Annotated in this window: 25 protein-coding genes and 1 pseudogene; 2 read left to right on the top strand and 24 right to left on the bottom strand. The window is 70.2% G+C overall.

The window, feature by feature from the left end:
• Positions 1–42: 42 nt before the first annotated feature.
• From rlmN to rpsB, 6 genes are all read right to left on the bottom strand, one after another.
• Positions 43–1,149: a dual-specificity RNA methyltransferase RlmN gene (gene rlmN, locus MDN94_RS16335; protein WP_189473355.1), complete on the bottom strand. Its 1,107-nt coding sequence runs from the start codon at positions 1,147–1,149 to the stop codon at positions 43–45.
• Positions 1,150–1,760: 611 nt separating this feature from the next.
• Complete coding sequence (locus tag MDN94_RS16330) at positions 1,761–2,909, bottom strand: phosphatidate cytidylyltransferase (RefSeq protein ID WP_482726499.1); 1,149 nt, start codon at positions 2,907–2,909, stop codon at positions 1,761–1,763.
• Positions 2,909–3,466 (bottom strand): ribosome recycling factor, encoded by a 558-nt coding sequence (frr, locus tag MDN94_RS16325; RefSeq protein ID WP_005311329.1) that lies wholly within the window; start codon positions 3,464–3,466, stop codon positions 2,909–2,911. The genes MDN94_RS16330 and frr overlap by 1 nt, the downstream gene beginning before the upstream one ends.
• A gap of 127 nt (positions 3,467–3,593) precedes the next feature.
• Positions 3,594–4,358: a UMP kinase gene (pyrH, locus tag MDN94_RS16320; RefSeq protein ID WP_482726498.1), complete on the bottom strand. Its 765-nt coding sequence runs from the start codon at positions 4,356–4,358 to the stop codon at positions 3,594–3,596.
• Between the two features lie 161 nt (positions 4,359–4,519).
• On the bottom strand, positions 4,520–5,356 hold the full coding sequence (gene tsf / locus MDN94_RS16315; RefSeq protein ID WP_482726497.1) for a translation elongation factor Ts: 837 nt from the start codon (positions 5,354–5,356) through the stop codon (positions 4,520–4,522).
• A gap of 105 nt (positions 5,357–5,461) precedes the next feature.
• Positions 5,462–6,367 (bottom strand): 30S ribosomal protein S2, encoded by a 906-nt coding sequence (gene rpsB, locus MDN94_RS16310; protein ID WP_453455079.1) that lies wholly within the window; start codon positions 6,365–6,367, stop codon positions 5,462–5,464.
• A gap of 215 nt (positions 6,368–6,582) precedes the next feature.
• Here rpsB and MDN94_RS16305 point away from each other — a divergent pair, with 215 nt between their 5' ends.
• On the top strand, positions 6,583–7,881 hold the full coding sequence (locus tag MDN94_RS16305; RefSeq protein ID WP_482726496.1) for a murein hydrolase activator EnvC family protein: 1,299 nt from the start codon (positions 6,583–6,585) through the stop codon (positions 7,879–7,881).
• Here the strand turns inward: MDN94_RS16305 and MDN94_RS16300 are convergent.
• From MDN94_RS16300 to proS, 18 genes and pseudogenes are all read right to left on the bottom strand, one after another.
• Positions 7,770–8,327, bottom strand: a complete 558-nt coding sequence (locus MDN94_RS16300) for a TetR/AcrR family transcriptional regulator (RefSeq protein ID WP_482727088.1) — start codon at positions 8,325–8,327, stop codon at positions 7,770–7,772. The two genes, MDN94_RS16305 and MDN94_RS16300, sit on opposite strands and share 112 nt — an antisense overlap.
• Positions 8,328–8,389: 62 nt before the next feature.
• The gene (gene whiG / locus MDN94_RS16295; protein ID WP_482726495.1) at positions 8,390–9,226 is read right to left on the bottom strand and encodes an RNA polymerase sigma factor WhiG; all 837 of its coding nucleotides are present in this window, start codon (positions 9,224–9,226) and stop codon (positions 8,390–8,392) included.
• Positions 9,227–9,501: 275 nt separating this feature from the next.
• Positions 9,502–10,683, bottom strand: coding sequence for a DNA-processing protein DprA (gene dprA / locus MDN94_RS16290; RefSeq protein ID WP_482726494.1), 1,182 nt, complete (start codon positions 10,681–10,683; stop codon positions 9,502–9,504).
• Positions 10,680–12,305, bottom strand: a complete 1,626-nt coding sequence (locus MDN94_RS16285; protein WP_482726493.1) for a YifB family Mg chelatase-like AAA ATPase — start codon at positions 12,303–12,305, stop codon at positions 10,680–10,682. Before MDN94_RS16285 ends, dprA begins: the two co-directional genes overlap by 4 nt.
• Positions 12,305–12,667, bottom strand: a complete 363-nt coding sequence (locus tag MDN94_RS16280; protein WP_482726492.1) for a YraN family protein — start codon at positions 12,665–12,667, stop codon at positions 12,305–12,307. The genes MDN94_RS16285 and MDN94_RS16280 overlap by 1 nt, the downstream gene beginning before the upstream one ends.
• 116 nt (positions 12,668–12,783) lie before the next feature.
• Entirely contained in the window at positions 12,784–13,092 is a 309-nt protein-coding gene (locus MDN94_RS16275; RefSeq protein WP_005311352.1) for a DUF2469 domain-containing protein, read from the bottom strand.
• A gap of 29 nt (positions 13,093–13,121) precedes the next feature.
• Positions 13,122–13,658, bottom strand: coding sequence for an NUDIX hydrolase (locus tag MDN94_RS16270; RefSeq protein WP_482726491.1), 537 nt, complete (start codon positions 13,656–13,658; stop codon positions 13,122–13,124).
• Positions 13,648–14,403 (bottom strand): signal peptidase I, encoded by a 756-nt coding sequence (gene lepB, locus MDN94_RS16265; protein WP_482727087.1) that lies wholly within the window; start codon positions 14,401–14,403, stop codon positions 13,648–13,650. The genes MDN94_RS16270 and lepB (MDN94_RS16265) overlap by 11 nt, the downstream gene beginning before the upstream one ends.
• A 71-nt stretch (positions 14,404–14,474) precedes the next feature.
• The gene (lepB, locus tag MDN94_RS16260; protein WP_482726490.1) at positions 14,475–15,374 is read right to left on the bottom strand and encodes a signal peptidase I; all 900 of its coding nucleotides are present in this window, start codon (positions 15,372–15,374) and stop codon (positions 14,475–14,477) included.
• Positions 15,313–16,342 (bottom strand): annotated as a pseudogene (gene lepB, locus MDN94_RS16255) (signal peptidase I); the annotation flags it as partial. The gene lepB (MDN94_RS16260) and the pseudogene lepB (MDN94_RS16255), both read right to left, overlap by 62 nt.
• The gene (gene lepB, locus MDN94_RS16250; protein ID WP_482726489.1) at positions 16,335–17,114 is read right to left on the bottom strand and encodes a signal peptidase I; all 780 of its coding nucleotides are present in this window, start codon (positions 17,112–17,114) and stop codon (positions 16,335–16,337) included. The gene lepB (MDN94_RS16250) and the pseudogene lepB (MDN94_RS16255), both read right to left, overlap by 8 nt.
• A 71-nt stretch (positions 17,115–17,185) precedes the next feature.
• Entirely contained in the window at positions 17,186–17,536 is a 351-nt protein-coding gene (rplS, locus tag MDN94_RS16245) for a 50S ribosomal protein L19 (protein ID WP_159686518.1), read from the bottom strand.
• Positions 17,537–17,662: 126 nt separating this feature from the next.
• On the bottom strand, positions 17,663–18,484 hold the full coding sequence (gene trmD, locus MDN94_RS16240) for a tRNA (guanosine(37)-N1)-methyltransferase TrmD (protein ID WP_482726488.1): 822 nt from the start codon (positions 18,482–18,484) through the stop codon (positions 17,663–17,665).
• On the bottom strand, positions 18,484–19,041 hold the full coding sequence (gene rimM, locus MDN94_RS16235) for a ribosome maturation factor RimM (protein ID WP_482726487.1): 558 nt from the start codon (positions 19,039–19,041) through the stop codon (positions 18,484–18,486). The genes trmD and rimM overlap by 1 nt, the downstream gene beginning before the upstream one ends.
• Before the next feature lie 163 nt (positions 19,042–19,204).
• Positions 19,205–19,444 carry an RNA-binding protein gene (locus MDN94_RS16230; protein WP_005311361.1) on the bottom strand — a complete coding sequence of 80 codons (240 nt, stop codon included), beginning with the start codon at positions 19,442–19,444 and terminating at the stop codon, positions 19,205–19,207.
• A 2-nt stretch (positions 19,445–19,446) separates the two neighbouring features.
• Complete coding sequence (gene rpsP, locus MDN94_RS16225) at positions 19,447–19,890, bottom strand: 30S ribosomal protein S16 (protein ID WP_482726486.1); 444 nt, start codon at positions 19,888–19,890, stop codon at positions 19,447–19,449.
• Between the two features lie 252 nt (positions 19,891–20,142).
• Complete coding sequence (locus tag MDN94_RS16220) at positions 20,143–20,772, bottom strand: hypothetical protein (protein WP_189473370.1); 630 nt, start codon at positions 20,770–20,772, stop codon at positions 20,143–20,145.
• 151 nt (positions 20,773–20,923) lie between these two features.
• Positions 20,924–22,336, bottom strand: a complete 1,413-nt coding sequence (proS, locus tag MDN94_RS16215) for a proline--tRNA ligase (RefSeq protein WP_482726485.1) — start codon at positions 22,334–22,336, stop codon at positions 20,924–20,926.
• A 208-nt stretch (positions 22,337–22,544) separates the two neighbouring features.
• Between proS and MDN94_RS16210 the strand changes: the two genes are divergently transcribed.
• Positions 22,545–23,345, top strand: coding sequence for a methyltransferase domain-containing protein (locus tag MDN94_RS16210; RefSeq protein ID WP_482726484.1), 801 nt, complete (start codon positions 22,545–22,547; stop codon positions 23,343–23,345).
• Positions 23,346–23,363: the final 18 nt, after the last annotated feature.

The raw sequence follows: 23,363 nt of genomic DNA, 5'->3' as shown, positions 1-23,363 counted from the left end.
CGCACAGGGCACAGTATCAGCCACGGCCGACGACCCTGCGGGTCACCGCTCCTGCGCCGCGAGCTGCCCGCAGGCGCCGTCGATCTCCTGACCGCGGGTGTCCCGGACGGTGACGGGCACGCCATGTGCGGCGATGGCCTCCACGAACGCCTTCTCGTCCTCGGGTCGCGAGGCCGTCCACTTCGAACCGGGCGTCGGGTTGAGCGGGATCAGATTCACATGAACCCTCTTGCCCTTCAGCAGCCGGCCGAGGAGGTCACCGCGCCAGGCCTGGTCGTTGATGTCGCGGATCAGTGCGTACTCGATGGAGATCCGGCGCCCCGACTTCTCCGCGTACTCCCAGGCGGCGTCGAGGACCTCGCGGACCTTCCAGCGGGTGTTGACCGGGACCAGGGTGTCGCGCAGCTCGTCGTCCGGGGCGTGCAGCGACACCGCGAGGCGGCACTTGAAGCCCTCGTCCGCGAAGCGGAGCATCGCCGGCACCAGTCCGACGGTCGAGACCGTGATCCCGCGCTGCGAGAGACCCAGACCGTCCGGCTCGGGGTCGGTGAGCCGACGGACGGCTCCGACGACCCGCTTGTAGTTGGCGAGCGGCTCGCCCATGCCCATGAAGACGATGTTGGACAGCCGGGCCGGCCCTCCGGGCACCTCGCCGTCGCGCAGTGCGCGCATGCCGTCGACGATCTGGTGCACGATCTCGGCGGTCGACAGATTCCGGTCGAGACCGGCCTGCCCGGTGGCGCAGAAGGGGCAGTTCATCCCGCATCCGGCCTGCGACGAGATGCACATGGTGACCCGGTCCGGGTAGCGCATCAGCACCGACTCGACGAGCGTGCCGTCGTGCAGACGCCACAGCGTCTTGCGGGTGGTGTCGTCGTCGCACGAGATGTGCCGCACCACGGACATCAGATCCGGCAGCAGCTCGGTGGCGAGCTTCTCCCGTGCGGCCGCCGGGATGTCGGTCCACTGGGCGGGGTCGTGGGCGTACCGCGCGAAGTAGTGCTGGGACAGTTGCTTGGCGCGGAACGGCTTCTCGCCGATCGCGGCGACGGCGTCCTTGCGCTCGGCGGGCGTGAGGTCGGCAAGGTGCCGCGGGGGCTTCTTGGCTCCGCGGGGCGCGACGAAGGTGAGTTCTCCTGGCTTGGGCATGGTTCATCCAGTGTCGCAGACCCCGACCGGTGACCCTGCGGCCGATGATTCCGGCGGGGGCGTCGAAGACGGTCGTTGGTCACACCGGTGATCGCGAAGGACGTCCATCACGGCCGCGAATGCCCCCGTGGACCACCTGCTGCACTCGACCGCACACTCGACGAGCCGGATCCGCCCCGCTGGACGGCTTCTGCCCCTGACGCGACCCACCTGGTCCGCAATGTGCACGGGCCGCGGCCCGTTCCGCTGGCCGGCTCGGTCCGGCGTATCTGCGCACGCTCGTCACACGGCACATGGTCCCTGCCCCACGTGCATCCGCCGGTGGTACGCCTGCTCCTCGAGGAGCCGCTGCTGGACGCGCACTCTACGAAGGAGACTGCCGCCGGCCGACGTCGAGGCCCCGGCCTCCGCCCGGGACCTGCTGCCGGACCTCGGCGCCCGGCTGCGCTCCGTGATCACGGCACTGCCGGAGGAAGCGGTCGCCGGCCTCCCTCGGGGCGCCGCCGAGGAGCTCGCCCGTTTCGCGGCAGGACCGGTGTCACCTCGCTGATCCGACGAAGCGGGCCCGCCGCCCTGCTGGACGACGGGCCCTCACGCGCGGATCCACGGGGTCAGCCCGACCCCACGAAGACCACCAGCAGCAACCACACCACCGGTGCCGTCGGCAGCAGCGAGTCGAGGCGGTCCATGATGCCGCCGTGGCCCGGAAGCAGCGTGCCCATGTCCTTGATGCCGAGGTCCCGCTTGATCATCGACTCCCCGAGGTCGCCCAGCGTGGCGCTGACGGCGACGGCGAGGCCGAGGAGGAGTCCCTGCCACCAGGTCCCGTCGTCGATGAGGAACTGCATGCACAGCGCCCCGGCGGCCATCGCGAACGACACCGCTCCGAGGAGCCCCTCGCGGGTCTTGCCGGGGCTGATGCGCGGCGCGAGCTTGTGCTTGCCGAAGCGCCAGCCGACCGCGTACGCGCCGGTGTCGCTGACCACGGTGAGCAGCAGGAAGGTGAGCACCCGCTCCGGACCGTCGTCCGCCGTCAGCATCAGCGCGACGAAGGTCGCCAGGAAGGGGACGTAGAAGGCGGCGAACACACCGGCCGTGACGTCCCTCAGATAGCCCTCCGGCCGCTCTGTCATGCGCCAGACGAGCACCGCGAGCGCGGTGAGAGCCATCGCCACCCACGCGCCCTCCGCCCCGCGGACATAGCCGGCGACGACCATCGCCGCGCCGCCCACCGCGAGGGGGACGAGGGGCGCCTTGATCTGCTTGCGCTCCTCGAGCCGGGAGGTCAGCTCCCAGAGCCCGACGACGACGGCGACAGCGATCACGCCGACGAAGACGGCCTTGACGAGGAAGAGCGAGACGACGATCACCGCGCCGAGCCCGACGCCGACCCCTATCGCCGCGCGAAGGTCCCGGCCTGCGCGCTTCTTCTGCGGCGGTCCGGGCCGGGCGGAGGGCTGCGGAGTGGGATCGCCCGGCGGCGGCGGGGTGGGCATGGGCTCCTGCGGCATCTCGTCGCGGAACAGGGGGCCGCCCGGCCGAGCGGCCCCCTGGTCACGGTCCTCGCGGTGTTCGCCGCCGCGATGGTCCTCGGCGTCTCTACCTGCGTCGGGAGGGTCCGGCACGATGGGCATGGGGCGAGTCTGCTGCGCGTCGCGCCCATCGTATGCGGGACCCGCCGGGAGGGGCCCCTGGTCGGGCGGCGGCCACGCTCCGGCGTATCCGGCGCCGTGCGGGGCCCCCCAGGAAGAGTCGTTCATCAGACCTCGAGCAGCTCGGCTTCCTTGTGCTTGAGCAGCTCGTCCACCTGCGCGACGTACTTCGCGGTGGTGTCGTCGAGCTCCTTCTCCGCACGGCGGCCCTCGTCCTCGCCGACCTCGCCGTCCTTGATCAGCTTGTCGATCGTCTCCTTGGCCTTGCGGCGCACGGAGCGGATCGAGATCTTGGCGTCCTCCGCCTTGGTCTTGGCGACCTTGATGTACTCCTTGCGGCGGTCCTGGGTGAGCTCCGGGAACACCACCCGGATGATGTTGCCGTCGTTGCTCGGGTTGACGCCCAGGTCGGAGTCGCGGATCGCCTGCTCGATGTTGCGCAGAGCGGTCTTGTCGAACGGCGTGACGACTGCCATCCGCGGCTCGGGAACCGAGAACGAGGCCAGCTGGTTGATCGGGGTCAGGGCACCGTAGTAGTCCGCCACGATCTTGTTGAACATCGCCGGGTGCGCACGTCCGGTGCGGATCGCGGCGAAGTCATCCTTGGCGACCAGGACGGCCTTCTCCATCTTCTCCTCGGCCTCGAGGAGGGTCTCTTCGATCACCACTTGCTCCTGCGTGTCTTGAGGTTGGCCCGGCTCGTACCACTGGGCCGGCGGGACCTGCGTCGCGTATTGCCTGCACGGTGTCCGACCGGCAGGACTTTGTCCATCCCTCGAGGGAGCGCCCGGATCAGGCTCGGGTGCCCCGGTCGCTCACGAGCGTGCCGATCTTCTCACCCTTGACGGCCCGGGCGATATTGCCCTCGGTAAGGAGCTCGAAGACGAGGATCGGCAGGGCGTTGTCACGGCAGAGCGTGATCGCCGTGGCGTCGGCGACCTTGAGGTTGCGCGACAGCACCTCGCCGTACTCCAGCGCGTCGAACTTGACCGCGTCCGTGTTGGTCTTGGGGTCGGAGTCGTAGACCCCGTCGACACCGTTCTTGCCCATGAGGAGCGCTTCCGCGTCGATCTCGAGGGCCCGCTGGGCAGCGGTGGTGTCGGTGGAGAAGTACGGCATGCCCATACCGGCGCCGAAGATGACCACGCGGCCCTTCTCCAGGTGACGCACGGCGCGCAGCGGGATGTACGGCTCCGCGACCTGGCCCATCGTGATGGCGGTCTGGACACGCGAGTCGATGCCTTCCTTCTCCAGGAAGTCCTGGAGGGCGAGGCAGTTCATGACCGTGCCGAGCATGCCCATGTAGTCGGAGCGGGCCCGGTCCATGCCGCGCTGCTGGAGCTCGGCCCCGCGGAAGAAGTTGCCTCCGCCGATGACGACCGCGATCTCTGCCCCGTCCCGTACGACCGCGGCGATCTCGCGGGCGATTGCGTGTACGACGTCGGGGTCGACGCCCAGACCCCCTCCTCCGGCGAAGGCCTCACCGGACAGCTTCAGCATGAAGCGTCCGGACTTCTTGCCGTGGTTGTCGTCGCTTTGTGCGGCGCCCTGATTCATGGAGATCTCCTCGTGCACATGCGAAGAAGGCCATTGCCAGTGGGTCCTTGCGGTTTCCCGTACGGCAATGGCCTCCTCGTCAGATCTGCGATCGTCCGGCGCGAACACCGAGGACGACTGCTTCAGACCCTACCGGGGTCCGGTGTCCGTAGCGTACGGACTCAGATGCCGACCTTGATGCGCGTGAAGCGCTTCAGGGCGACGCCGGCCTCGTCCAGAATCTGCTGGACGGACTTCTTGTTGTCGAGCGCGTACGGCTGGCCGAGGAGGGTGGCCTCCTTGAAGAAGCCGTTGACGCGACCCTCGACGATCTTCGGGAGGGCGGCCTCGGGCTTGCCCTCGGCGCGGGTGGTCTCCTCGGCGACGCGGCGCTCGGCCTCGACGACCTCGGCCGGGACGTCCTCGCGCGAGAGGTACTTCGGCGCGAAGGCGGCGATGTGCTGCGCAACGCCCTTGGCGAGCTCGGCGTTCGCCTTGTCCAGCTCGACCAGGACACCGATCTGCGGGGGCAGGTCGGGCATGGTGCGGTGCATGTAGGCGGCGACGTACGCGCCGGAGAACTGCGCGAACCGGTCCAGGACGATCTTCTCGCCGAGGTTGGCGTTGGCCTCGTCGACGTACGCCTGCACGGTCTTGCCGGGCTCGATCTCGGAGGCGAGCAGCGCCTCGAGGTCGGCCGGGGAAGTCTTGGCGACGTGCGCGGCGAGCGCGCCGGCGACGACCTGGAACTTGTCACCCTTGGCGACGAAGTCCGTCTCGCACTTCAGCTCGACGAGGACACCGGAGGTGTTGTCCTCGGCGATGAGGGAGACGACGGCACCGTTCTCGGCGGAGCGGCCCTCGCGCTTGGCGACGCCCTTCTGGCCCTTGATGCGCAGGGCCTCGACGGCCTTGTCGACGTTGCCTTCGGCCTCGTCCAGCGCCTTCTTGCAGTCCATCATGCCGGCGCCGGTGAGCTCGCGGAGCTTCTTGACGTCAGCGGCGGTGTAGTTCGCCATGTCCTTGAATCTCTCTCGAAAGTCGAAAGTCGAAGATCTACGGGTGATCGGCGGGGGCGATGCCCACTGGCCCCGTCCCCGCCGTCAACAACCGAACCTGTGAGGTCAGGCCTGCTCGGCGTCCGCCGGCTTCTCAGCCTCGGCGGCCGGAGCCTCCGCAGCGTCGGCGGCCGGGGCCTCGGCAGCGGCCTCGGCCGGCTTGGCCTCGGCAGCGTCCTCGGAGTCGGCCTTCTTCTCGCCCTCGAGGAGGTCACGCTCCCACTCGGCGAGCGGCTCGCCGGCGGCCTTCTCGCCCGGCTTGGAGTCACCGGTGGCGACGCCGGAGCGGGCGATGAGGCCCTCGGCGACGGCGTCGGCGATCACGCGGGTGAGCAGGGTGACGGAGCGGATCGCGTCGTCGTTGCCCGGGATCTTGTAGTCGACCTCGTCGGGGTCGCAGTTGGTGTCCAGGATCGCGACGACCGGGATGTGGAGCTTGCGCGCCTCACCGACGGCGATGTGCTCCTTCTTGGTGTCGACGATCCAGACGGCGCTGGGCACCTTCTGCATCTCGCGGATACCACCAAGGGTCTTCTCCAGCTTGGCCTTCTCACGCGAGAGGACCAGGAGCTCCTTCTTGGTGAGGCCGGAGGCGGCCACGTCCTCGAAGTCGATCTGCTCGAGCTCCTTGAGGCGCTGCAGACGCTTGTAGACGGTGGAGAAGTTGGTGAGCATGCCACCCAGCCAGCGCTGGTTGACGTACGGCATGCCCACGCGCGTCGCCTGCTCGGCGATGGCCTCCTGGGCCTGCTTCTTGGTGCCCACGAACATGATGGAGCCGCCGTGCGCGACGGTCTCCTTGACGAACTCGTAGGCGCGGTCGATGTACGACAGCGACTGGAGCAGGTCGATGATGTAGATGCCGTTGCGCTCCGTGAAGATGAATCGCTTCATCTTCGGGTTCCAACGACGGGTCTGGTGACCGAAGTGGACGCCGCTCTCCAGCAGCTCCCGCATCGTGACGACGGCCATGGCCGTATCTCCTTGGGTTCTCGGTTATGTCCTGACGCCCCGACGCGCCGTGCCACAAGGGACCGAGGAGCGCGGCCACCGACCGATGAGAGTCTGGTGGCGGGGCGTGCGAAGTCGACCCGGTGACCCGGATCGCCAGAAGAAGTGTACGGGACCGCGGACGCACCGGGTGACGGCGCTGTCCACAACGGACCGGTTGTCCACAGATCCGGACCATGATCAACGCGGGCGGCGGCTTGCGGGGCACGGTTCCGTCCATGAACTGTGCGCTTTCCGCGTCCGTGATCCGGCGGATCTCCGCCGTGCCGGTGCTTGTCGCAACGGCCGTGACGGCCGTGACGGGCTGCCCGGCACCGTCCGCACCGGGGCCCGCCCGTGCCGGGCCGGTGGTCACGGTCAGCGCCCCTGACCTTCGCACCGGCACCGGCCCTTCGCCGCAGGAACTCGGCCAACGTCTCGTGACGGTCGGCGCGCCGCGCACCGGTGGCCCTACGTCGCCGCAAGCCCTGCAGCGCGCCACCCCGCCAGGACCGGCGGGCAGCGGTGACGGATTCACCACGGACACCGGGTCCCGGCCCGCGACTCCGGGCCCGGACGCGACACCGCCCGCGCGCAGCGGGGACGGCCTGACCGCCGGCGTCCGGCACCGGCCCACGACTCCCGCGCGTAGCGGGGACGGCCTCACCACGGCTGCGCCGGATCCGGAGGCGCCACGGAGCTGGCCGGTCGGTGCGCCGCGGCCGCTCGTCGTCCGGGGGTGGGAGCCGCCCTCGTCCCCCTACGGCCCGGGGCACCGCGGCGTCGACCTGGCCGCGGCCGCCGGCTCGCCCGTGCGAGCGGCGGCCTCCGGCACGGTCTCCTTCGCAGGATCGGTCGCCGGCCGGGGCGTCCTCACCATCACTCTCACCGGTACGGGTGACCCGCCGTTGCGTACGAGTTACGAACCGGTCCGCCCGCTGGTCGACGAAGGCACGGCCGTGACGGCCGGGCAGGTCGTGGCGACCGTCGAGCCGGGCGCCTCCCACTGCCGCGGCTGTCTGCACTGGGGGTTGAGACGCGGCACGGCGTACCTGGACCCGCTGACCCTGCTGCCGCCCTGGATGCTGCGCCGCGGCCCGTCGCGCCTACTACCGGTGTTCGCAGTCCCCGGCCCCCGAGCAGCCCCCGAGGCGCTCCCGCCGACGGCCGCGGCAGGGGTGGCGGACCTGCTGCACGCGGCCCTACTTCTGGCGGGTGGCGCAGTGGCGCGCCGCGCCCTGCGCGGGAGCCCGCGCGACACCGGGACGGGCACACGGTCGCCCGGCCCCGCACACGGTTCGGCGGGGACGGGCACACGGTGGGGCAGGCCCGGAACCACGGCACGGAAATCACGCCCGAAGGGCGCCCGTCGCGGCGGCCGCACTCAGCCCCGCACGCCCCGCAGCACCATGGCGACGGCCGCTTCCGCAATGGCGTCGGGCTCCTCGGCCGCGCCGAGCTCGATACGGCGGACCGCCGCGTCGACCACGCCCTGAAGCAGCATCGCGGTCAGCCGGGGCCGCTCCTGGCCCAGCTCGTCGAGGGCCTCGACGATCATGGCGATCAATGCCCCGTGCGCGGCACGGATCTTCTCCCTGGCCCCGGCCTCCAGCTCGCTCGCCGAGATGGCGACGACGGCCCGGTGCCGCCGGTCACCGACCAGCTCGAGCTGCCGACGCACATACGCCTCGACCTTGCCCTCCGGGGTGTCCGCGCTGCCCATCGCGGTCTCCACCTCGGCCGCCCAGACGGGGAAGTCCACCGCGCAGAGCTCCTCGACGACCGCGGCACGCGACCGGAAGTACTCGTAGACGGAAGACCTCGCCAAGCCGGTGCGCTCGGCCAGCGCGGGGAAGGTCAGCGCCTCCGTACCGCCTTCGGACAGGAGGGAACGCGCGGCGTCCAGCAGGGCGCCTCGCTGCATCGTCCGGTGCTCGGCCACGGAGGCCGCTCGAATCCTGGGCACGCCACCACTTTACGGATGCCGCCCCGGCGAGCCCAGAGTCACCGTCCCACGTCGGCCAGCTTCGCCCGCAGCTGCAGCACCGACTTGGTGTGGATCTGGCTGACCCGGCTCTCCGTGACGCCCAGGACATTCCCGATCTCGGCCAGCGTGAGCCCCTCGTAGTAGTAGAGCGTGACGACGGTCTTCTCACGGTCCGGCAGGGTGTTGATCGCCCGGGCGAGGAGTCTGCGCAGCTCCCGGTCCTCGGCCACCTCGACCGGGTTGTCGGCTGCGGTGTCCTCGAGCGTGTCCATGAGGCTGAGGCGCTCGCCGCCGTCGCCCCCGACGTGCAGCAACTCCTCCAGCGCCACTACGTTCGCGAGTGACAACTGGCTGAAAACCGAGTGCAGTTCGTCGACCGTGATGCCCATCTCCTCGGCGACCTCGGACTCCGAAGGTGTGCGCCGCAGCTGGGCCTCCAGCGTGGCGTAGGCACGCTCCACGGCCCGGGCCTTCTGCCGCACTGACCGGGGGATCCAGTCCAGCGCGCGCAGTTCATCGATCATCGCGCCGCGGATCCGGGTGATGGCGTACGTCTCGAACTTGATCGACCGCTCGATGTCGAACTTCTCGATGGCGTCGATCAGGCCGAAGACTCCGGAGGAGACGAAGTCCGCCTGCTCGACGTTGGACGGCAGGCCGACGCTCACCCGGCCCGCGACGTACTTGACCAGCGGCGAGTAGTGCAGGATCAGCTGTTCCCGCAGCCGGCCGTCACCCGTGGCCTTGTACGACCGCCACAACTCCTCGAGCGACGAGGGTGCGGCAGGCCGCACGGTGCCACGGGCAGCGGGTGGCACTGCCGCGCGGTCAGACCCGGAGGTGTGCTGGGGCATGCGTTGCCTTGAGCCGTTCTGCTGTGAAGGGAGCGGGAGGCCGCCTGGGCCGGGAACCCGGTGAGCGTAGCGTGACTACGCGGTTGCGGTGGGCGAAGGATCGGCTTACGAACCGGGCGGGTATGCGCCGTCGTCCACACCTTCGAGCCGGGGCGGGTATGCGCCGTCGTCCACACCTTCGAGCCGGGGCCGATGCCCCATGCACCGGCCCCCCCGGTCCCGTCGACTGGACTGCAGAGGTCATCGGGTTCACCTTTTCACCCGTATGCCCGGGGTCAAGTAACGCCTCGCCGCGCGTTCGAACCATGACGTCGTCCGCGCGTCAACTTCCATCCCTCTCCGTCCCGTTCCACGAATCCGAGTGAATGAAGTTCGTACAGCTTGCCGCGGGCCTCGTCGATCGTCGTACCGCCTTCGCGGGCGACCTGGTGCACGGCGCACTCGCCCCGCGCCGGCAGCGCCTCGAGAACCCGTCTGGCGAGTGGGTCCAGCAGGTCCCTGGGCACCACGGGTCCGCTGCGCGTCGGCGCCAGTTCCCCTATGCGGCCGATCAGTTCGACGACTTCCGCCGCGTCGGTGACCAGCACACTCTCGCCGCGCAGCATTTCGTGGACGCCTGCAGACAGCCCGCTGGTGACCGGTCCGGGCACTCCTATCGTGTGACGGCCGAGCCGCTGGGCACTGCGCGCGGTGACCAACGAGCCGCTGCGGCACTCGGCCTCGACCACGACAGTGCCCCTGGTCAACGCGGCGATGACGCGGTTGCGCTGGACGAACCTGCTCGGGGTGGGATGGCCGCCCGGCGGCAACTCGCCGATGACGAGCCCCTGTTCGACGATGCGTCCGATCAGTTTGCCGTGACCGCGGGGGTAGGCGACATCCACACCGCAGGCGAGGACGGCCACCGTGGCACCGCCGGCGGCCAGCGCTCCGCGGTGTGCCGAGCCGTCCACGCCGAACGCCGCCCCCGACACCACGACCCAGCCGCGCTCCGCGAGTCCGGCCCCGAGACCCGTTGCCATGTGCGCCCCGTACGGTGTGCAGGCCCGCGCCCCCACCACCGCGACCGAGCGCAGCGCCCATTTCCTCAGGTCGGGCCTGCCTCGCACCCACAGCCCGACGGGTGCGGCGTCACGGAGGTCGTCGAGCTGGCTCGGCCACTCGGCATCGCCCGGGACGACGAACCGGCCGCCGACCGCCTGCACCGCGTCCAGGTCCCGCTCCGGGCACACTGCCACGGCCCGGTCCCGCAACCCCTGTACTCGCTGCTCGGAAACACCCGTGAGGGCCCCGGCGGCGCGGTCCTCCGACGTCAGAAGGGCCAGTACTCCCTCGGCGCCGAACTCGCGGAGCCACCGTCCGCCGTGCTCGTCCCCCGGTTCGAGGATGCGCGTCAACGCGGCGCGCGCCATCCGCTCCCGGTCGTCGGGGCCACGGTCCGGTGTCCGCGGCGTCATGGCCGGCCCCCGATCGCCGCGACGGCCACTGCCGGTACGCCCCGCGCGATCCCGGTCCGCAGTTCAAGGGCCAGGGCGACGTCGGACGCCTCCGGCCGGTCCCTGCCGGCGAGGTCCGCGACCGTCCAGGCGACTCTCAGCACCCGGTCCAGACCGCGTGCCGTGAGCAGACCGCGATCCACGTCCCGCTCCGCCGCTGCCAGCGCCCCGGGCGAGACCGTCCAGCGGGTCCGCAGTTCGTGGCCGGGGACCTCGCTGTTGACGGACCACGGAGTGCCGTCCAGACGGGCCGCCGCACGGGCACGCGCCTCGCGCACCCGGTCGGCCACCACCGCCGTGGAGTCTCCGCGACCGCCCTGGTGCAGTAGGTCGGAGCGGCTCACCGGCTCGACCTCGATGCGCAGGTCGACCCGGTCCAGCAGCGGGCCCGACAGCCGGGCCTGGTACCGCCGGATAGCCGAGGCGGGGCAGTCGCACCCGGCGCCGTGCAGGGTGTGCCGCCCGCAGGGGCATGGGTTGGCGGCCAGCATCATCAGGAATCTGGCCGGCAGACGCACCACGCCCCCGCTCCTGGCCACGACCACATGGCCTGACTCCAGGGGCTGCCGCAGGGCGTCCAGCGCCTTGCCGGAGAACTCCGGCGCCTCGTCGAGAAAGAGCAGTCCTCGGTGTGCGAGAGAGACGGCACCCGGCTTCGGCAGACCGTTCCCGCCACCGACCAGAGACTGCATGGTCGCCGAATGGTGCGGTGCGCAGTACGGCGGTGTCCGCACCAGCGGCTGCCCCGGTGGGAGCAGGCCCGCCACCGAGTGCACCGCCGTGACTTCGAGCGACTCCCGGCGGCTCAGCGGCGGCAGCACACCGGGCAGCCGCTCGGCAAGCATGGTCTTTCCCGCGCCCGGCGGGCCCGAGAGCAGCAGATGGTGTCCGCCGGCCGCAGCGACCTCGAGGCCGGTGCGTGCGGTGTGCTGACCGGCGACATCGGCCAGGTCCGGCCCGCCCGCCGCGTCCGTTGCGATGCCCGTGCCGACGCCCGCGCCCGGTACCAGCAGCCCCGCCAGCATGGGGTCGGGTCTGCCCTCCTCGACGGCCTCTTCGTCGGGCACCGGCTCGTCGGCTAGTACCGCGATCAGCTGCCGCAGACTCCGCACGCCGAGGACCGAGATCCCCGGTACGAGTGAAGCCTCACCGGCTGTCTGCTCGGGCACGACGACCTGTTCGTACCCGGCCTCGGCCGCGGCGAGCACTGCGGGGAGCACGCCTCGCACCGGTCTGACCCGGCCGTCGAGGCCCAGCTCTCCGAGGAGCACGAGGTCGGCGATCTGCCGCGGGTCGATCCGCTCGGCGGCGCCGAGCACGGCCACGGCCACGGCGAGATCGAAGCCGCTCCCGCCCTTGGGCACGGACGCCGGGCTGAGCCCCACGGTGAGCTTCTTCTGAGGCCACTCGGCGCCCGAGTTCACCACGGCCGCCCGCACCCGGTCCCGGCTCTCCACCAGGCTCTTGTCCGGAAGCCCGACGAGCGTGAACGCGGCGACTCCCGGTTCCAGATCCGCCTGGACCTCGACCACCACGCCCTCGACGCCGACCAGGGCGACGGAACACGCGCGTGCGAATCCCATCAGGCCACCCCGCGGACGTGCTCGACAACAGCGCGGCCGCGCCTGGGCAGCAGCACGCCGACGAGGTCGATGCGCACGCCGCCCGGCGGTGCGCCGCCGTGCCGCTCCAGCCAGCACCCGGCGAGCCGCCGCAGCCGTACCGCCTTGACCGGCGTGATCGCGGCCATCGGATGTTCGTACCCGCCGATCCTGCGGGTCTTGACCTCGCAGACGACGACCGTGTCGCCGTCGCGGGCGACGATGTCGATCTCCCCGGACCGACCGCAGCGCCAGTTCCTTGCCAGCAGCCGCATGCCGGACCTGGTCAGCAGCCTCGCCGCCAGGTCCTCTCCGTACCGTCCCAGTGCCCCCGTCGCGTTCATTCCGGCACCACCTCCGGCACCGACTCTGACGCGTGGGACCCCTCATTGTGGATCTTGGTCGAAAGCTGTGGACAGCCCGCGGTGTGTGGAAAACCGCGTCACCCGCGGGAGTGGAATCAGCTGCCGGGAAGCTCGAGGTCGCTCTTGTTGAGCTCCTCGATGTTCACGTCCTTGAAGGTGAGCACCCGGACCTGCTTGACGAATCTGGCGGGCCGATACATGTCCCACACCCAGGCATCCGCCATCGAGACCTCGAAGAAGACCTCGCCCTGGACCGAGTGCACCTGCATCTCGTAGTCGTTCGTGAGGTAGAAGCGACGCTCGGTCTCGATGACGTATTTGAACAGCCCGACGACGTCTCGGTACTCCCGGTAGAGCTTCAGCTCCATCTCGGTCTCGTACTTCTCGAGGTCCTCGGCGCTCATGGCATGTTCCCCTTCAGCCTTGCGTCCCCCTATTGTGCGCCAGCCGCACTGGGGTCCTGGACGGTTTCCGTGTCCAGAACCACCGGCGCACCCGGGGGTCCCTCGTCGAGCAGCGTCCGCAGCAGCTCGACGAGCCTGGTCGGATACACCGTCTCACGCGTCGCCGACAGTTCGGCGGAGGTCCACCATCTGAGGCCCGCGACGCTCCGCTGCTCGAGCTCCGTCAGCCCGCCCGGGGCGGTCTCGGTCTGTGTCGTACGCGCCAGGAAATACCATTCGTCCTGGTCCCAGCGCCGGCCGTCGAACGGGAACGAGCACTGGCGCTGCCACAGCACCGGCCCCAGTTCCACGTCGGTTATCCCGGTCTCCTCGGCCAGTTCCCGCAGCGCGGCCTCTTCCCGTGTCTCTTCGCCCTCCAGCCCGCCGCCCGGGGTGAACCACCAGTCGTCCGCCGGGTCCCCCGGCTCGTACCCGTGCACGAGCAGGATCCGGTCCTGCGGATCGAGCAGCACCACCCGGGAGACCTTGCGGAGCGGGGGCACGGCGCCCGGCCCGTCATGCGACACCGGAGACCTCCCTGTCGGCGCGCCGGCTGCGCCGGCCGCGGCCGAGACGCCCCGCCACCGGCCCGTAGGCGGCCCCGCCGAAGATCAGCACGGCGCCGGCGACCACCGCGCCGAGCATGAGTTTGACCGGTCCGGGCTGTGATGTTCCGCCCGGCAGTGCCTCGAACCCGGCGGGCCGCTCGACCAGACCGCCGTCGAGCGGCCACGCCACGGCGTCCACCCGTGCGGTGACGGCGGAGCGCGGCACCGAGCCGTGGCCGGGGTCCTGGAGGTGTGACCGTGAGTCGAGCGAGCCCATCCGCTCGTCTCCGAGCAGGAACAACTGCCCCTCGGGGACGCTCGCGGTGAACTTCTGCGACGCGGGCCCGTCGCTCTGCAGCAGATACGGTTCCTCGACGGCCTTGCCGTTCACGGTCAGCCGGCCGTTGTCGGCGCAGCAGGCGATCTCGTCGCCGCCGACGCCCACCACACGCTTAATCATGGGCATGTCGCCCCACAGCTTGTCGCGGAAGACCACGACGTCACCGCGGCGCACGTCCGCGCCGTCGATGCGCTCCGCGAGCACCCGGTCGCCCGCCTCCACGGTCGGCGCCATCGACGCAGTGGGCACCGTGTACGGCTGGTAGACGAGGGCGCCCCACACGAAACCGCCGAGGAAGAGCACACAGCCGACGGCCACGGCCAGCCCCGACAGCGCATTGCCGAGCCGGCCGCGGCCGTCGTCGTCACTTCCCGTTCCGCCCATCCCGGCGCTCCCCACCTCGGAGATACGACCCCCGGGACGTTCCCCCGGGGATCGGCGATCTGGGCGGCACCCTACCCGGCGGTACGCCTGCCGGTCATCAGCCTCCTGCGCCAGAGCACGACCGGCAGCGCACCGGCCACCCCGAGCGCCGCGGGAGCCGCGGCGATACCGGGCTGGTCGAAGGTGCCCGGCACGGGAAGCGTGGACCAGCGGTCCAGCGGCCACGCGACCACCACGGCGCGGCCCACGACCTTCTCGACCGGGACGAATCCGCGGTTCACGTCTTCCATGTGGTAGCGGGAGTCCTGGGAGTTCTGGCGGTTGTCGCCCATCACCCAGATCTTGTCGTCCGGCACCTTGAACGGCCCGAACGGCATGTCGTCGCAGGCGGAGCTGCCGGGGAAGATGTAGTCCCGCTCGTCCAGGGCCTTGCCGTTGACCTTGACCGGGCCGCCCTTCTTGCACTCCACCGTGTCGCCGCCGACCGCGATCGTCCGCTTGATGAGGTCCTTCTCCTCGGCGGACGGCATCAGCCCGATGAAGCTGAGGAACTTCTGCACGAAGTTCGGCTCCGGCGTGGGCTCGCCCTCGAGCCAGCCGCCCGGGTCGTGGAAGACCACGACCTCGCCACGCTCGGGCTCCGACCCGAACCACGGGGTGAGCTTGTCCACCAGGACACGGTCGCCGCGCTGGAGGGTGTTCATCATCGAGTCGGACGGGATGGAGAACGCCTGCACCAGAAACGTCTTGATCAGCAGCGCCAGCAGGAGCGCGATACCGACCAGGAGCGGCAGTTCCTTCCAGAAGGACTTCTGCTTCTTCCGATCCGTACCGCTGCCCTCCGAGGAATCGCCACCGTCGCCGGTCGCCGACGCCGAGTCGTCCGTCATGTCCGAGGGCGTCTTGGAAGACCCGTTTCGCTCCTCGGGATCGTCGTGCCCGGACCGTGCGCCGACCGCCACGTCCCCCACATCCACTCCTCACGCCGTGCGAACCGCCTGTGCCACAGCAGGTACAGGCCCACCACTCCCATAACGAGCGGGAGTTCCGCAGGGGTCGGGAGCAGGACCATTTGGTTCCGGTCCTGGGAGGACACACTATTCGACGGTGGCTGTGCCGCCGTCCCTCCGGCGCGCCCGTCGGGCACGGACGCATAGGTCTCCGGCTCCTCCAGTCGCCGCCAGTGGTCCAGCGGCCAGGCGATCACGACGGCCTGCCCCACGACCTGGTCCTGAGCCACCGTGCCGCTGCCCTGCTCGTCCAGATGGAAACGGGAGTCGGCCGAATCCGACCGGTGGTCCCCCATCACGAAGTACCGTCCCTCGGGCACCTGGACGTCGAACGTCATCGTCGAGGGCACGTCCCCGGGGTTCAGATACGGTTCGTTCAGCGGCACGCCGTTGACCGTGACCCGGCCGTCCTTGTCGCAGCACTTCACACGGTCGCCGCCGACGGCGACGACCCTCTTGATGAGGTCCCGCTCGTCGTCCGACGGCAGTAGCCCGATGAACGTCAGGGCCTGCTTCACCTGCTTGACCACGATCGGATCGTCCTGCTTCGGCTTCTCCTCCGGCGGCAGCCAGCCGCCGGGGTCCTTGAAGACGACGACGTCACCCCGCTGCGGCTTCGCGCCGAACCACGGGGTGAGCTTGTCGACCAGGACGCGGTCCTGGATCCTGATCGTCTGCTCCATCGAGCCGGACGGGATGACGAACGCCTGCACCAGGAACGTCTTCAGCACCAGGGCGATGAGCAGCGCCACCGTGATCAGGAGAGGTATCTCCTTGACCGCGGAGCGGCGTCGCTTGCGTTTGACCTTCTGTGCCAGCCGGCGGCGTTCCGCACGGCCGGGCAGCGGCCTCGCGCCGTTCGTCGGCCGGGTCCCGGTCGGTAGCCGGGTGTCCGCCCGGTGGCTGGGACTGCGCCCGCGGTTACCCATGGGCGCCGCCGGGGGGCGCGTCGGGCACTCCGGAGAACGTGCCCGTGGGGTCGATGCCGGACCAGCGGCCGACCGGCCAGCCGATCCAGTCCGCCCTCCCGACGACCATGTCGACGGGCACCATCCCGCCACCGGGCTGCCCGAGATGCTCGCGGGAGTCACGTGAGTTGCTGCGGTGGTCTCCCATGACCCAGAGCGTGCCCTCGGGAACGACGATGTCGAAGGCCACCTCGGAGGGCCCGCCGTCGGGGTGCAGATATCTCTCGTCGACCGGCACGCCGTTCACCTCGACCCTGCCCCCCTTGTCGCAGCAGACAACCCGGTCACCGCCCATGCCCACCACCCGCTTGACGAAATCCGTCTCGGCGGGCTCGGCGAGTCCGAGTGCGGCGAGCCCCTCTCGTACTACGGAACTGACCGGGTTTTCCGTCACTCCCTCCGGTACGAACGAGCCCGTGCCGTCGAAGACGATCACGTCTCCACGCCGGGGCTCCGCACCAAAACGGTACGCCAGCTTGTTCACCAGCACCCGGTCCCCGACCTGAAGGGTCGGCTCCATGGAGCTGCTGGGGATCTGGAAGGGCTGCATCACGAAGTGGCTCAGCAGCAGCACGAAGACGGCGCAGGCCCCTCCGAGGACTCCCGCCGTGCGCAGGGACATCCGCGGGCGGCGGCCGCCGTAACGACGCGCGGAGCGCGACCCCTCTTCCTCGACCCCGTCCGCGGGGGTGGAAGAGCGGTCGCGCTCCGTGTGCTGTGCTTCGGTGTCCATCGAGGGCAGAGCCTATCCGGCCGCCCTGTGACCGGTTGAACCGAAGCGTCGTCGCGGCTGTGAGCTCAGGCTCAGTTGTCGCGCTTCTCCTTGATCTTCGCGGCCTTGCCGCGCAGCTCACGGAGGTAGTACAGCTTGGCGCGACGGACGTCACCGCGCGTGACGAGCTCGATCTTCTCGAAGATCGGGCTGTGCACCGGGAAGGTGCGCTCGACGCCGACGGAGAAGGAGACCTTGCGGACCGTGAAGGTCTCGCTCACGCCCGCGCCCTGGCGGCGGATGACGACGCCCTTGAACTGCTGGATACGGGAGCGGTTGCCCTCGATGACGCGAACGTGGACGTTCACGGTGTCACCGGGACGGAAGGCCGGGACGTCGCTGCGCAGCGAAGCCGAGTTGACGCTGTCGAGCAGGTGAGCCATTTTGGTCTGCTTCCTCGCCGATGCCACAGGTCATCAGCGGAATATCGGTATGAGATCCGGGGTGCCGGGTCGGGCGGGCGTCGTTCCCCCTGTGGCAGGGGCGCCGGCCGGACGTACAGCAGCGGCTTATTCTTCCACGGCCTCGGGCCTGCGCCAAAATCGGCCGCCGGGCTCGGGTGCCCAGCCGAGGATGGAGAGTGTCTCGCGGTCCTTCTTGTCGAAGGCCGCGGGGTCGCAACGCTCGATCAGATCCGGCCGGTTGAGGGCCGTGCGGCAGAGCGCCTGGTCCCGCCGCCAACGCGCGATCTTCCCGTGGTGGCCGCTGACGAGCACCTCGGGAATCGCGCGTCCGCGCCAGGCGGGGGGCTTTGTGTAGACGGGGCCCTCGAGCAGGTTCGCCATCGCGCCGGGCGCGAAGGAGTCGTCCCGGTGGGATTCGGCGTTGCCGAGGACGCCGGGAAGCAGCCGGGCGACGGCCTCGGTGATCACCAGCACGGCAGCCTCTCCGCCGGCGAGCACGTAGTCGCCGATGGACACCTCGTGGACCGGCATCCGCGTCGCGTACTCGTCGATGACCCGGCGGTCGATGCCCTCGTAGCGGGCGGGGGTGAAGATCAGCCACGGACGCTCGGAGAGCTCGACGGCGACCTCCTGCGTGAACGGCCGGCCGCTCGGGGTGGGAACCACGAGTACGGGGCCGTGAGCGCCCGCCTCGTAGCCGCTCGCCACGATGTCGTCGAGGGCGTCGCCCCAGGGCTCGGTCTTCATGACCATGCCCGGGCCGCCGCCGTACGGGGTGTCGTCGACGGTGTTGTGCCGGTCGTACGTCCAGTCGCGCAGGTCATGGACGTGGACCCCGAGCTGACCGCGGGCGCGGGCCTTGCCGACCAGGGAGACGTTCAGCGGTTCGAGGTACTCGGGAAAGATCGTGACGACGTCGAGCCGCATCAGGACTCGTCCTTCGAGGCGTCACGCGCGGAGGCGACCTCGGCCTCGGTGTCGTCGATCAGTCCGGGCGGCGGGGTGATCACGGCCCGCTGCTCCTCCAGGTCGATCTCGGCGACGATCTCCTGGACGAACGGGATCATCACCTCGCTGCCGTCGGGCCGTTCGACGATGAACAGGTCCTGTGAGGGCAGATGGCTGATCTCGGTGATCCTGCCGACCTCCGTGCCGTCCTCGAGCACCACGTCCAGGTCCATCAGCTGGTGGTCGTAGTACTCGTCGGGCTCCTCGGGAAGCTCCTCCGGGTCCACCTCGGCGATCAGCAGCGTGTTGCGCAGCGCCTCCGCGGCGTTGCGGTCCTTCACGCCCTCGAAGCGCAGCAGCAGCCGGCCGCTGTGCACCCTGCCGGTCTCGATGGTCAGCGGTCCGGCGGTGGCCGGGTCCGTGGCCAGCACGGCGCCCGGTCCGAGCCGCAGTTCCGGCTCGTCCGTGCGTACCTCGACGGTGACCTCGCCCTTGACGCCGTGGGCCCGGCCGATCCGTCCGACTACCAGCTGCACGCTCACCCCTCTTTGCGGCCGGACCGCCGCCGCTGTCGCGGGGTGGTCGCTTGCCGCCGTGGTTCCTCGGTTACTCGATTATCGGTTTGCGGACTTCGACAGCGACACGACAAGGGCCGGGAAGAGCCGGAGCCCTCCCCGGCCCGAGCCGGTGTTCAACTGTTCAGCGGACCTGGTCCACGTCGACGAGGTCGACGCGGATGCCACGGCCGCCGATGGCGCCCACGACGGTGCGCAGAGCGCGCGCGGTGCGGCCGTTGCGGCCGATCACCTTACCGAGGTCGTCGGGGTGGACCCGGACCTCGAGCACACGCCCGCGACGCAGGTTGCGGGAAGCCACCTGCACATCGTCCGGGTTGTCGACGATGCCCTTCACGAGGTGCTCGAGAGCCTCCTCGAGCATCCTCAGGCCTCGGTGGACTCGGCGGGCGCGGCCTCGGCCTCGTCCGCCTTCTTGTCGGCCTTCTTCGCCTTCGGGGTGATGGCCTCACCCTTGGCGTCGTCACCCTCGATGGCCTTGGCGAAGGCGTCGAAGGAGGCGCGCTTGTCTTCCTTCGTCGCCGGGGCCAGCAGCGGCTTCTCCGGGGCCGGCAGGCCCTTGACCTTCTGCCAGTCACCGGTGAGCTTCAGGATGGCCAGAACCGGCTCGGTCGGCTGGGCGCCGACGGACAGCCAGTACTGGGCACGCTCGGAGTCGACCTCGATGCGCGACGGGTTGTACGTCGGGTGGTACACCCCGATCTCCTCGATGGCCCGGCCGTCACGGCGGGTACGGGAGTCGGCGACGACGATGCGGTAGTGGGGCTGGCGAATCTTGCCGAGACGCTTCAGCTTGATCTTGACTGCCACGGGAGTGGTGTCTCCTGGTCTTGACGTGGTTGGGCACAACGAGATGCCACGTGGGGTTGCGGTACTCGGGTGCCCGATGGACGCGTCAGCCGGAGGCGAGAGGGTTCCTGTGCGGCTGTCGAGTACAGCTAGCCATTGTGCCACATGCCGGCGACAGCTTTTCACCCGGCCGGGCACCCCGGCGGGCCCGTCGGCGCACGGCCCGCCGGCCGACGAGCTCGTCGGCAGCCTGCCCCCGCGGGCGCGGACGATTCAGCTCGCCGCGCCCACCGACTCCGGGATACGGAACGGCTTTCCGCACCCCCCGCAGACGATGGGCGCCTGCGCGAGGACGGACGGGACGACTCTGACGTTACGGCCGCAGTCGCAGACGGCCTTGACCCGCACACCGCCGCCCGAGGAACCGTGCCGTGCGGCAGGTCCGCGGAAGGTGCGCTTGGTGTCCGAGGCCGTCGCGGCGGTGTGCGCCTTGAGGGCGCGCTGCAGCCGTTCGATCGTGGGGCGGTACCGCCGCTTGGCCTCCGGGTTGAGCGCGACCAGCGAGAAGCCGCTGCTGGGGTGCGGCTCGTCCACATGGTCGAGGCCCATCTCCTCGGCAATGGCCAGGAAGCGGCGGTTGTGGTAGCGGCCGGCGCGCGATGTGTCACGGACACCTCGCGCGGCGGCGATGCCGTGGACTGCTTCGTGAAGCAGTCGCTCGAAGGAGAGCTCGGCGCCGCAGGCGGACGAGGACTCTCCGATCAGGGATTCGGGCGCGGCAAGATCCGGCAGCTCGGGGTGGTGCCGCTGAATGTCGGCCCACGCCTGTGCCAGCTCTGCGGCGAGAACAGGTGGTGTCGTGCTCACGTCGTGATAACGAGCCGGACGGCCCGCGGGTTCCATTCCGGGCCATCCCAAATAATTTGCACGTACCAGTCAGTTGCCGTCAGTTGCCGTTGATACGTCCTGACGAGGGCGGGTGCGTCGATCTGCGGAGGATCTTCACAGCTCACACCAAGGTGGTACGTAGCACCCGCCCTGGCCGACAGGGCCGTCAGTAGGCCCGGGCCACGATCGCGACAGTACCCGGCGCGTCGTCCGCGTCGGGCACCGACCCGTCCTCGGCCACGAGACAGCGTACGGAGACCGCCTGTTCCGCCAGCGTGGCCTCGCCCTCCTGCCCCAGGGTCGCCCACGGAATGCGGGCCCATCCACCGGCGGCCGCCGCTTCCGCGGCCTCCTCGATGGTGCTGACGTCACTCGTGCGCGACTCACGGCGGGACCGGGACTGCTCGAGCAGCAGCGCCTGGTCGTCCTCGAGGATCTTCGGCAGCAGTGCGGCGAGCGAGTCGAGGCTCACCGGCTCCTTGCCTCCGGGGATGCGACGGGCCAGCATCGCGGTGCCCGCCTCCAGGTCCCGCGGGCCGATCTCGATCCGCACCGGCACACCCTTGAGCTCCCAGTCGACCGCACGGCGACCGAAGGGGGTGTCGACGCGGTCGTCGACGTGGACCCGCAGGCCGGCCGCCGTGAGCAGTCGGCCGACCTCGTGCACCTTGGCAACGGCCTCGTCGCCCTTGATGGCCATGACGACGATCTGGACGGCCGCGAGCCGCGGCGGGACGCGCAGGCCGTTGTCGTCGCCGTGGGACATGATCAGTCCGCCGACCATGCGGGTCGACACACCCCACGACGTCTGCCAGACCAGTTCCTGCTGCCCGTCCTTCGACAGGTACGACGTGTTGAAGGCCTTGGCGAAGTTGGTTCCGAGTTCGTGGCTCGTGCCCATCTGGAGGGCCTTACCGTCGCCCATCATCCCTTCCAGGGTGAGGGTGTTGATCGCTCCGGCGAACCGCTCCCTGGGCGTCTTGCGGCCGAGCACCACGTCGATGCCGAGGACGTTGAGCATGAAGTCCGCGTAGACGTCGCGGTGGATGTGGGCGGCGTAGTCCCTGGCGTCCTCGTAGGTGGCGTGGGCGGTGTGCCCCTCCTGCCAGAGGAATTCGGTCGTCCTCAGGAAGACCCTGGGGCGCATCTCCCAACGGACCACGTTGGCCCACTGGTTGATCAGCAGCGGCAGATCCCGGTAGCTCTGCACCCATTTGGAGAAGTAGTCGTTGATGATCGTCTCGGACGTGGGGCGAACCACGACCGGCTCCTCGAGCTCCTTGCCCCCGCCGTGCGTGACCACCGCGAGTTCGGGCGCGAAGCCCTCGACGTGCTCAGCCTCGCGAGTCAGGTAAGACTGGGGGATGAAGAGCGGGAAGTAGGCGTTTTGAGCGCCCGCGGCCTTGATGCGGGCGTCCATCTCCTGCTGCATCCGCTCCCACAGGCCGTAGCCGTACGGTCGGATGACCATGGTGCCGCGCACCGGGCCGTTGTCCGCCAGTTCGGCCTTGTTGATCAGGTCCTGGTACCAGCGCGGGAAGTCTTCCGACTGGGGCGTGAGAACGGGTGCCTTTGCCATGGCGGGCATCGTACGGCGATACGGGACCTACACGTGAATCGGCCAGGTTGTCCTGGGCGTACGCCTCGGGGCGCAAGCAGTGCCGCACAACCCCTGGACGTGGGGACGCCCGCGCAGTTCTCTGGCATACGGGGAAGCGCGGATCGTACGCACACGGGGGCTGACCTTCTGGGTATTACCGACCTCTCGGCGGATTGGGGCGCTTTCGATGACCTCCACGCTCGTCCAGCACCGACCCCACAAGGCGTCGGCGACCTCTGCGGAAGCCGGCGCACGTGCCCGGGACTGGGCCGAGATCCAGGAACGCATGCTCGTGCCGCTCTACGAAGCGGTCTACGAACGCCTTGAGGTGGGCTCCGGTACACGGCTGCTGGCCCTGGGTTGCGGTTCCGGTCTCGCGCTGCTGCTGGCCAGGACCCGCGGTGCCACGGTGACGGGCGTCGACACCGACAGCGACCGTCTCGCCCTCGCCCGGGAGCGGATGGACGGCAGTCCGACGGCCCGGCTGGTGGACGGTGGACCGGGCGACGCGGGCCCCGCCCACCCCGCCTACAACCTGGTCACCGCGTTTCAGCCGATCGGGTGCGGCGCGAGCGACGCGGAGGACCTGGAACAGGCACTCAAGGACGCGGTCGGTCTCGTGGAGCGCAGGAGCCCCGTGGTGCTCACGGGGTGGGGTCCGCCGGAGCGGTGCGCCACGTCCGGGGTGCTGCGGGTGGCCGGGGAGCGCAGGCGTCCCGCCCACCGGGACGCCCTGGAGGACATCGCCGCGCGCGCGGGCCTGAACCCGGACGGCTCCGGCCGGGTGGCCTGCCCGTTCGGTTACGCGGACGTGGACAGCGCGGTACGGGGCCTCATGTCGACCGGTCTCTACGACGCGGCCGTGCGCGAGACGGACCAGGCGCAGGTCGGGAAGGAGATCGCGGAGGCGCTCCACGACCACCGGCGGCCGGACGGGACGGTCTGGATGCCCAACGTGTTCCGTTATCTGATCGCCCGGACACCCTGATGCCCTGACCCGCGCACG

The sequence above is a fragment of the Streptomyces sp. WAC00040 genome, from assembly GCF_056835925.1.
The sequence above is the reverse complement of the archived record's forward strand: the minus strand, read 5'-3'. Positions and strand labels throughout refer to the sequence as shown.

Bases quoted from the DNA above. Each gene is read 5' to 3' on its own strand.
- rlmN (WP_189473355.1), bottom strand. From the start codon at position 1,149: ATGCCCAAGCCAGGAGAACTCACCTTCGTCGCGCCCCGCGGAGCCAAG.
- MDN94_RS16330 (WP_482726499.1), bottom strand. From the start codon at position 2,909: ATGAACGACTCTTCCTGGGGGGCCCCGCACGGCGCCGGATACGCCGGA.
- pyrH (WP_482726498.1), bottom strand. From the start codon at position 4,358: ATGAATCAGGGCGCCGCACAAAGCGACGACAACCACGGCAAGAAGTCC.
- tsf (WP_482726497.1), bottom strand. From the start codon at position 5,356: ATGGCGAACTACACCGCCGCTGACGTCAAGAAGCTCCGCGAGCTCACC.
- rpsB (WP_453455079.1), bottom strand. From the start codon at position 6,367: ATGGCCGTCGTCACGATGCGGGAGCTGCTGGAGAGCGGCGTCCACTTC.
- MDN94_RS16305 (WP_482726496.1), top strand. From the start codon at position 6,583: ATGATCAACGCGGGCGGCGGCTTGCGGGGCACGGTTCCGTCCATGAAC.
- whiG (WP_482726495.1), bottom strand. From the start codon at position 9,226: ATGCCCCAGCACACCTCCGGGTCTGACCGCGCGGCAGTGCCACCCGCT.
- dprA (WP_482726494.1), bottom strand. From the start codon at position 10,683: ATGACGCCGCGGACACCGGACCGTGGCCCCGACGACCGGGAGCGGATG.
- MDN94_RS16285 (WP_482726493.1), bottom strand. From the start codon at position 12,305: ATGGGATTCGCACGCGCGTGTTCCGTCGCCCTGGTCGGCGTCGAGGGC.
- MDN94_RS16280 (WP_482726492.1), bottom strand. From the start codon at position 12,667: ATGAACGCGACGGGGGCACTGGGACGGTACGGAGAGGACCTGGCGGCG.
- MDN94_RS16275 (WP_005311352.1), bottom strand. From the start codon at position 13,092: ATGAGCGCCGAGGACCTCGAGAAGTACGAGACCGAGATGGAGCTGAAG.
- lepB (WP_482727087.1), bottom strand. From the start codon at position 14,403: ATGGGCGGAACGGGAAGTGACGACGACGGCCGCGGCCGGCTCGGCAAT.
- lepB (WP_482726489.1), bottom strand. From the start codon at position 17,114: ATGGACACCGAAGCACAGCACACGGAGCGCGACCGCTCTTCCACCCCC.
- rplS (WP_159686518.1), bottom strand. From the start codon at position 17,536: ATGGCTCACCTGCTCGACAGCGTCAACTCGGCTTCGCTGCGCAGCGAC.
- trmD (WP_482726488.1), bottom strand. From the start codon at position 18,484: ATGCGGCTCGACGTCGTCACGATCTTTCCCGAGTACCTCGAACCGCTG.
- MDN94_RS16230 (WP_005311361.1), bottom strand. From the start codon at position 19,444: ATGCTCGAGGAGGCTCTCGAGCACCTCGTGAAGGGCATCGTCGACAAC.
- MDN94_RS16220 (WP_189473370.1), bottom strand. From the start codon at position 20,772: ATGGAACCCGCGGGCCGTCCGGCTCGTTATCACGACGTGAGCACGACA.
- proS (WP_482726485.1), bottom strand. From the start codon at position 22,336: ATGGCAAAGGCACCCGTTCTCACGCCCCAGTCGGAAGACTTCCCGCGC.
- MDN94_RS16210 (WP_482726484.1), top strand. From the start codon at position 22,545: ATGACCTCCACGCTCGTCCAGCACCGACCCCACAAGGCGTCGGCGACC.